This is a genomic window from Streptomyces sp. NRRL WC-3549 (assembly GCF_000721935.1).
Taxonomy (GTDB): domain Bacteria; phylum Actinomycetota; class Actinomycetes; order Streptomycetales; family Streptomycetaceae; genus Streptomyces.
This window is the reverse complement of record NZ_KL585390.1, coordinates 60553-66099: the sequence shown is the minus strand read 5'-3', so window position 1 is coordinate 66099 and position 5547 is coordinate 60553. Positions and strand designations below refer to the sequence as shown.

The following is a 5547-nucleotide window of genomic DNA, read 5'->3' as shown; positions in this document are numbered from 1 at the left end:
GCGCCCCCCCGCGAGCCCGCCACGTCGCAGCCGACCTGGACGACGGTGGTCACGTTGACCGCCGTGGCGCGGGCCAGGCCCTCCTCGACGGTGGCGTCCTGCATGTCCAGGTGGGTGTGCGAATCGGCGACCGGGACACGCAGGGGTTCGGGCAGTGGCGGGGCTTCGGTACGGCTCATGCCCCGACTCTACGAAAGGACCGCCGGCCACAGGGCACCCGCGGTGGGCGGGTCACCCGCGGTGGAAGGGGCGGAGCAGGGACGACAGCTGCCAGTGGTGCCCCGCCGGCGCCGGTGCCGGCACGGCCCCGTCCTCCACGGCCTCCTGCGGGCGCGCGTCCCTGGCGGGCCGGAGCACCCCCTGCACGGTGGAGACCCGGCCGGACCGCATGATCCGGACGACGTGTCCTCCGCAGTTCGCGCAGGTGGGCGTGGACAGCGGGGAGGGCACCCGCTCCCCGCCCGCCGTGTAGACCACGTGGGCGTGCCCCGATCCGTCGACGTGGTGGTGTATCTCGTAGGCCTGTTCCCAGCCGTGTCCGCACCTCATGCAGGCGAACGCGTAGGCCTCGTGGACGGTGGTGGCTGCGGTCTCACTCATGCCTGCTCCTCTTGTCCGTGGACAAGCACGCCGGCAGGCCCTCCGGCACGGGAGCCCGGGGCGTGCGTCCCACTTTCCAGTAGACGCCTGCGCGGGCGGCGGTGCACCAGGCCTGCCGAGTGTTGGAACGGTCTTGGTCCTTCTGTGACCCAAGGCCCCGAAGCGGCTCCCGTACCCGGTCCGGCCTTTACTTTCCGGGCTGCTCCTTGCCCTCGCCCGGGCCGGTCCTCGCCGCGTTCTTTGCCGCGACCACCGCATCGAAGACCTCACGTTTGGGCAGGTGGGCCTCGGTGGCGACCGCCGCGATGGCCTCCTTGCGCCGCTCGCCGGCCTCCTCGCGCACCTGCACCCTGCGCACCAGCTCGGCGGCGTCCGGTTTCTCGCCGGGGGTGTCCGCGGCGCCCTCGACGACGACGGTGATCTCGCCCCGCACTCCTTCGGCGGCCCAGACGGCCAGCTCGCCCAGCGGCCCGCGCCTGACCTCCTCGTACGTCTTGGTCAGCTCCCGGCACACGGCGGCCCGGCGGTCCGCGCCGAACACCTCGGCCATCGCGGCCAGCGTGTCGTCCAGCCGGTGCGGTGCCTCGAAGAAGACCATCGTGCGCCGCTCCTCGGCGACCTCGCGCAGCTTCCCGAGCCGCTCGCCCGCCTTGCGCGGCAGGAACCCCTCGAAGCAGAAGCGGTCCACGGGCAGCGCCGACAGCGCCAGCGCGGTCAGGACGGCCGACGGTCCGGGCACGGCGGTGACCTTGATGTCCCGTTCGACGGCCGCCGCGACGAGCCGGTACCCCGGGTCGGAGACGGACGGCATCCCGGCGTCCGTGACCAGCAGGACCCGTGCCCCGCCGACCAGTGCCTCGACCAGCTCGGGCGTCCGGGCGGACTCGTTGCCCTCGAAGTAGGAGACGACGCGCCCCGTCGTGTGGACGCCCAGCGCCTGGGTGAGCCGGCGCAGCCGGCGGGTGTCCTCGGATGTGTATAAGAGACAGGAGTACGAGCGTTCCAGTCGTTCCAGTCACATCGGCCATCCTCCCAGCACGGGCGGCGCCCCTCGCACGGACGCGTTCCCTACGATGGCGCGGTGACGAGTACTGCGCCCGAGGCCCGGCAGGGCAACGACGCCGGGGCCCCCGCCCGCGACCAGCCGCCTTACTGGCAGCAGCGGCTGCGCCGCTTCGGCCATTCCGCACGGCCGGAGACGGGGCTGCGCGAGCGCCTGGTACCGCCGTACACCCGGCCCGGACGCCAGTTCTGGGACGTGCTCGCCGTGCCGCCGGCCGTGGCGGACCGTCTGGTGCGCTGGTCGGCGTGGGGCGGGCCGCTCCTGGTGGCACTGGTCGCCGGGGTGCTGCGGTTCTGGAACCTGGGCAGCCCGAGGGCGGTGATATTCGACGAGACGTACTACGCCAAGGACGCCTGGGCGCTGGTCAACCAGGGGTACGAGGGCGCGTGGCCCAAGGACGTCGACAAGCTGATCCTCAGCGACCCCTCGGCGGTGGAGATCCCGTCCGACCCGGGCTACGTCGTCCATCCCCCGGTCGGCAAGTGGATCATCGGCTTCGGTGAGCAGCTCTTCGGGTTCACCCCGTTCGGCTGGCGCTTCATGGTGGCGCTGCTGGGCACCCTTTCGGTGCTGATGCTGTGCCGGATCGGCCGGCGGCTGTTCCGCTCCACGTTCCTCGGCTGCCTGGCGGGCACGCTGCTGGCGGTGGACGGCCTGCACTTCGTGATGAGCCGGACCGCGCTGCTCGACCTCGTCCTGATGTTCTTCGTGCTCGCGGCCTTCGGCTGCCTGCTCGTCGACCGCGACCGGTCGCGCCGCAGACTGGCCGCCGCGCTGCCGGTCGACGAGGACGGGGTGCTGCTGGGATGGCGGCCCTGGCGCATCGCCGCCGGTCTGATGCTCGGCCTGGCCTTCGCCACGAAGTGGAACGGGCTGTACATCCTGGCCGCGTTCGGGATCATGGCGGTGCTCTGGGACGTCGGCGCGCGGCGTACGGCCGGTGCGATGCGGCCGTACCGCGCGGTGGTGCTGCGGGACCTGCTGCCCGCGTTCGTCTCCACGGTGCTGGTCGCGATCGGCACGTACCTGGTCTCGTGGACCGGCTGGATCGTCACCGGCAAGGGCTACTACCGCGACTGGGCGGCCACCGAGGGCAAGGGCGGCGCCTGGTCCTGGCTGCCGGACTGGCTGCGCAGCCTGTGGCACTACGAGAACCAGGTGTACGACTTCCACGTCGGCCTGACCTCCGGCCACACCTACCAGTCCAATCCGTGGAGCTGGATCGTGCTGGGCCGCCCGGTCTCCTACTTCTACGAGGAGGAGCCGGGCTGCGCCGCCTCGGAGACCGGCAAGTGCGCCCGCGAGGTCCTGGCGATCGGCACCCCGCTGCTGTGGTGGGCCGCGTGCGTGGCGCTGCTGTACGTGCTGTGGCGCTGGTTCTTCCGGCGCGACTGGCGGGCCGGAGCGATCGCCTGCGGGGTGGCGGCGGGCTGGGTGCCCTGGTTCTTCTACCAGGAGCGGACGATCTTCCTCTTCTACGCGGTCGTGTTCGTGCCGTTCCTCTGTCTGGCGGTGACGATGCTGGTCGGGGCGCTGCTGGGCCCGGCGACGAGGCCCTCGCCCGCGGGCGATCCGGCCGGTGAGCGGAGACGGACGCTGGGGGCGATCGCGGCGGGCGTGCTGGTGTTGCTGATCGTGTGGAACTTCGTCTATTTCTGGCCGCTGTACACGGGCACGTCGATCCCGGAGAACTCCTGGCGGGACCGCATGTGGCTGGACAGCTGGGTGTAGCGTCGGCGCGCGGAACGGCCGGAAAGCGCTCTCTCGGTGCGCGTCGCGGTCCGGTAACGACCCCTTCGGATGTCACTGCCGTCCCGTAGAGTCCCGGGAATCGCCCTGCTTTCTGACACACACGTGCGAGGGGGCTTCTCGGGGAGGGGGACTGCACCGATGCGCAGTGGAGCGAAGGTCGCCGTGGTCGGCGGGGTGTTCGTGCTGGTGGCCGGGGGGGTCGGCTACGGCGCGTACAGCGTGCTCTCGGACGACACCGGGGGCGGCACGGGCACCGTCGCCGAGTCCACCGAGGTGAAGACCGGCCCGCCGAGCGAGACCGAGATCGAGCGGACCTCGAAGGACTTCCTGACGGCGTGGGCGTCCGGCGACGCCGCGACCGCCGCACAGCTCACCAACAACGCCACGGCGGCCGAACCGCTGCTGACGGGGTACGCCGAGGACGCCCACGTCACCGACGCGGTGATCACCCCGGGCGCGGCCACCGGCGCGAAGGTGCCGTACACCGTGAAGGCGACGGTGTCCTTCGAGGGGAAGACCAAGCCCTGGTCGTACTCCTCGGAGCTGACCGTGGTGCGCGGTCGGACCACCGGCAAGGCGCTCGTCGACTGGCAGCCCACGGTGGTCCACCCGCAGCTGACCGAGGGCGCGGTGCTGAAGACCGGCGAGTCGTCCACGGCGGCGATCGAGACCGTCGACCACAACGGCAAGGTGCTGGACAAGGAGACGTACCCGTCGCTGGGGCCGATCCTGGACACCCTGCGCGAGAAGTACGGGGACACCACCGGCGGTTCCCCGGGCATGGAGACCTGGATCGAGCCGGCGGACGAGCAGCTTCCGAACACGACGCTGCTGACACTCGCCAAGGGCAAGCCCGGCAAGCTGCACACGACGCTCGACGCGGAGGTCCAGGCGGCGGCCGAGGCCGCGGTCAAGCAGTACGGCGAGTCGTCCGTGGTGGCGATCCAGCCCTCGACCGGCGCGATACAGGCGATAGCCAACAACCGGGCGGACGGCTACGACGCGGCGATGCGGGGCACACTGGCCCCCGGCTCCACGATGAAGATCGTGACGGCGGCGATGATCATCCAGAACGGGCTGGGGAACATCAACTCCCCGGTGGAGTGCCCGTCCACCGTGTCGTGGGAGGGCGTGACCTTCCACAACCTCAAGGACTTCTCCATCGCCAACGGCACCCTGCGCGACGCCTTCGGCCAGTCCTGCAACACCGCCTTCATCAAGCCGGTCAAGCCGCTCGGCGACCGGGCGGGCACGGCGCTCGGCCAGGAGGCCCGCGACTACTTCGGCCTGGGCCAGGACAACTGGAAGACCGGGGTGGAGTCCTTCGACGGCAGCGTCCCTGAGTCCTCGGGGGCCGAGACCGCGGCCTCCTACATCGGCCAGGGCAAGATCCTGATGAGCCCGCTGAACATGGCGTCGGTCGCCGCGACCGCGAAGAGCGGCTCCTTCAAGCAGCCCTACGTCGTCGCCCGCGACCTGGACGACCGGCCGTTCGCCACCGCCCGCCCGCTCCCGGGCGACGTGGGACAGCAGTTGCGGGACATGATGCGCTTCACCGCGACCAGCCCGACCGGCAGCGGCACGAAGGCGATGGCCTCGGTCGGCGGCGACAAGGGCGCCAAGACCGGCTCCGCCGAGGTGGACGGCCAAGGCACGTCCAACAGCTGGTTCGTCGGCTTCAGCAACGACCTCGCGGCGGCGGCGGTCGTCCAGTCCGGCGGCCACGGCGGCGACGCGGCCGGCCCGGTGGTCGCGACGGTGCTGCGCGCCGGTCCGTGAGCGGGGGCGTACGTCGAGGTGTGAGCCGGTCCGTGAGCGGGACGTGAGCGGGGCGTGATCCAGTCCGTGAGCGAGGCCGCGGGCCGGTCCCGGTCTGTCGGCCGGGGCGCCCCCGGGGCGCGGTTCGCCGGACACGCCTGGTTTCACGCCGACCGCCTCCGAACTCCCTGGTGCCGGCGGCGGGACGTTCAGTAGCGTGCGGCCATGAGCACATCGGACACGACTCCCGCCGCACCCCCTTCCGACGCCCACCCCCGGTTCGCCGAGGCACTGCGGGAGCTGGGCCTCGACGTCGAGGTGCGCCGCTTCCCGGACGCCACCCGCACCGCCGTCGAGGCCGCCGCCGCGATCGG

The 5547-nt window shown here is 71.9% G+C and carries 4 protein-coding genes and 2 pseudogenes; 3 read left to right on the top strand and 3 right to left on the bottom strand.

Going from position 1 to position 5547, the window contains the following annotated elements:
* From IH13_RS0108450 to rsmI, 3 genes and pseudogenes are all read right to left on the bottom strand, one after another.
* Window positions 1–179, bottom strand: a pseudogene (locus tag IH13_RS0108450) (AraC family transcriptional regulator); the annotation flags it as partial.
* 52 nt (window positions 180–231) lie between these two features.
* On the bottom strand, window positions 232–600 hold the full coding sequence (locus IH13_RS0108445) for a hypothetical protein (protein WP_031082497.1): 369 nt from the start codon (window positions 598–600) through the stop codon (window positions 232–234).
* Window positions 601–787: 187 nt separating this feature from the next.
* The gene (gene rsmI / locus IH13_RS0108440) at window positions 788–1615 is read right to left on the bottom strand and encodes a 16S rRNA (cytidine(1402)-2'-O)-methyltransferase (protein ID WP_051835797.1); all 828 of its coding nucleotides are present in this window, start codon (window positions 1613–1615) and stop codon (window positions 788–790) included.
* Between the two features lie 66 nt (window positions 1616–1681).
* Between rsmI and IH13_RS0108435 the strand changes: the two genes are divergently transcribed.
* The 3 genes and pseudogenes from IH13_RS0108435 to IH13_RS0108425 form a co-directional block, all read left to right on the top strand.
* On the top strand, window positions 1682–3394 hold the full coding sequence (locus tag IH13_RS0108435) for a dolichyl-phosphate-mannose--protein mannosyltransferase (protein WP_031082495.1): 1713 nt from the start codon (window positions 1682–1684) through the stop codon (window positions 3392–3394).
* Window positions 3395–3553: 159 nt separating this feature from the next.
* Entirely contained in the window at window positions 3554–5194 is a 1641-nt protein-coding gene (locus IH13_RS0108430; protein WP_031082494.1) for a penicillin-binding transpeptidase domain-containing protein, read from the top strand.
* Window positions 5195–5398: 204 nt separating this feature from the next.
* Window positions 5399–5547, top strand: a pseudogene (locus IH13_RS0108425) (YbaK/EbsC family protein); the annotation flags it as partial.

What these genes read in the sequence shown, in the direction of transcription:
- IH13_RS0108445 (WP_031082497.1), bottom strand. Translation starts at nt 600, where the DNA reads ATGAGTGAGACCGCAGCCACCACCGTCCACGAGGCCTACGCGTTCGCC.
- IH13_RS0108430 (WP_031082494.1), top strand. Translation starts at nt 3,554, where the DNA reads ATGCGCAGTGGAGCGAAGGTCGCCGTGGTCGGCGGGGTGTTCGTGCTG.